1 protein-coding gene is annotated in these 1717 nt (G+C 71.8%); it reads left to right on the plus strand.

Annotated features, from left to right (window positions below; all coding sequences use genetic code 11):
- The first annotated feature begins 80 nt into the window (after positions 1-80).
- Positions 81-1700: an IS66 family transposase gene (gene tnpC / locus KGA66_RS28835; protein WP_211472746.1), complete on the plus strand. Its 1620-nt coding sequence runs from the start codon at positions 81-83 to the stop codon at positions 1698-1700.
- The last annotated feature ends 17 nt before the right edge of the window (positions 1701-1717 follow it).

Consider the following 1717-nt stretch of genomic DNA (forward strand, 5'->3'; position numbering starts at 1 on the left):
GTAACCAACTACGGGGTGGCTTGACCTGCGGTGTCGTCGTGGTCTGATCGTCGGGGTCTGATGCGGTAGGTTGCCTGGTTGTGACCGCCGCCGATCAGCCGACACCGTCCGTGGACGGTCTCTTGACGGCGCTGGCCGAGCGTGACCAGCGGATCGCCCGGCAGGCGGTACTGATCCGCGAGGGTGTAGGGCGTGAGGCCGTGTTGACGGCGCGGATCGCCGAGTTGGAAGAACGCGACGCGGCCAAGGACGCGCGGATCGCCGCGCTGGAGGCGCTGGTCGCCGACGTTGCCCGCAAGCTCGGGAAAGACTCGCAGAACTCATCGAAGCCCCCTTCCTCCGATGGTCTCGGCTCGCGGGCCGAGCGGCGCCGGCAGGAGCGGGAACGCCGCCGGACCGAGCCGGCCGAAGGCCCGAAGGACGCGAAGAAGCGCGGCGGGCAGCCCGGTCACCCCGGCGGCGGGCTGGCGTTCACCGCGACACCCGACGACGTGCGGGTCGTGGAACCGGGTCCGTGCGGCGGCTGCGGCGCGGACCTGGCCGGCGCCCCGCAGGTGAGAACGGTCCCGTTGCAGGTGGTGGACATCCCCGAGATCCGGGCGCTGGTCAGGCAGTTCCTGCTGGTGTCGCGGCGGTGCGGCTGCGGGACGGTCACGAGGGCCGCCGCGCCCGAGGGCGCGGTCGGCGCCCCGGTCTGTTACGGGCCGAACCTGTCCGCGGCGGCGCTGCTGCTGCACACGTTCGGGCAACTCGGCCAGGAACGCGCCGCCGAGACGGTGAACGGCCTGTTCGGCACGGCGGTGTCGACCGGATGGATCAACAAGATCGCGGCCCGGTTCGCCGCCGGGCTGCGCGGGTTCGAGGCCGACGCGAAGACCGCGCTGCTCACCGAGCAGGTGCTGCTGGCCGACGAGACGCCGGTGAACACCGCCGCGGACAGCCCCGAGGCCGACGGCGCCGATCCCGTCGCCGGCGCGGCCCGCACGTTCAAGCCGTGCGTGTTCACGCTGCGCTCGGAGAAGATCGTGTGGCTGGGCGCCGGACACACCCGCGGCCACGCGGCGATGGAGCCGTTCGACGTGTTCGGCCGGTTCACCGGCACGCTGGTCACCGACGACTGGGGCGGCTACCTCAAGTACGAGCAGACCCTCAAGGCCCGTCAGCTCTGCAACGCCCACTTGATCCGCTCGGCACGCGGGATCGCCGCCGAACCCGGCCAGGGCTGGGCCACCACGATGATCGCCGCGCTGCGGGCGGGCCGCGCCGCGGTCAAGGCGGCGATCACCGCCGGCGCTGCGGCGTTGACCGCCGAGCAGATCGAGCAGGTCCGGGCCGAGTACACCGCGCAGGCCACCGCCGGGATGGCGGTCAACCGGGCGCGGCGGACCGCCAACGGCGGCCGGCATCCGGGATGGGTGCTGGCCAAACGGCTCCTCGACAAGATCGACCAGGTGTTGCACCACCTCACCGACTTCGCGGTCCCGTGGACGTCGAACCTGGCCGAACAGGCGCTGCGCCATGTGAAGGTCCACCTCAAGACCTCCGGGTGTTTCAGGACCCTGGCAACCACCAGGGCGTACTGCCGGATCCACTCCTACCTGATCACCATCAGGCTGCACGGCGTCGACCCGATGAAGGCCATCCGCGACGCGCTGGCCGGCCGCGCCTGGACACCACTGCGGGCCGTCACAGCGCACTGACCCCGTAGTTGGTTACG

This window comes from Actinocrinis puniceicyclus (assembly GCF_018283645.1).
Classification (GTDB): Bacteria; Actinomycetota; Actinomycetes; order Streptomycetales; family Catenulisporaceae; genus Actinocrinis; species Actinocrinis puniceicyclus.